This window comes from Streptococcus sp. CCH8-H5 (assembly GCF_001556505.1).
GTDB lineage: Bacteria > Bacillota > Bacilli > Lactobacillales > Streptococcaceae > Streptococcus.
The window spans coordinates 1-368 of sequence record NZ_LSIZ01000062.1 but is presented as its reverse complement, the minus strand read 5'-3'; the positions used below and the strand labels follow the sequence as shown (position 1 = coordinate 368).

The following is a 368-nucleotide window of genomic DNA, read 5'->3' as shown; positions in this document are numbered from 1 at the left end:
GAGCAATGGATTGAAGCTCCATGTGTCGGCGGTTCGATTCCGTCTCGCGCCATTTGTTTATATTTTGGAAGGGTAGCGAAGAGGCTAAACGCGGCGGACTGTAAATCCGCTCCTTCGGGTTCGAGGGTTCGAATCCCTCCCCTTCCATAGTTACGGGCATAGTTTAAAGGTAGAACTAAGGTCTCCAAAACCTTCAGTGTGGGTTCAATTCCTACTGCCCGTGTTAGTAAAGTGGCGAATGTGGTGAAGTGGTTAACACATCAGATTGTGGCTCTGACATTCGGGGGTTCGATTCCCCTCATTCGCCTATATATTTGGGGTATAGCCAAGCGGTAAGGCAAGGGACTTTGACTCCCTCATGCGTTGGT

General features: G+C 49.7%; 3 tRNA genes. All 3 read left to right on the top strand.

Annotated features, from left to right (window positions below):
* The first annotated feature begins 66 nt into the window (after positions 1-66).
* The 3 genes from AX663_RS04300 (at position 67) to AX663_RS04290 (ending at position 307) form a co-directional block, all read left to right on the top strand.
* Positions 67-147: transfer RNA gene (locus AX663_RS04300), tRNA-Tyr, on the top strand.
* A gap of 5 nt (positions 148-152) precedes the next feature.
* A tRNA-Trp gene (locus AX663_RS04295) sits at positions 153-223 on the top strand.
* A gap of 11 nt (positions 224-234) precedes the next feature.
* Positions 235-307 (top strand) — tRNA-His (locus tag AX663_RS04290).
* Positions 308-368: the final 61 nt, after the last annotated feature.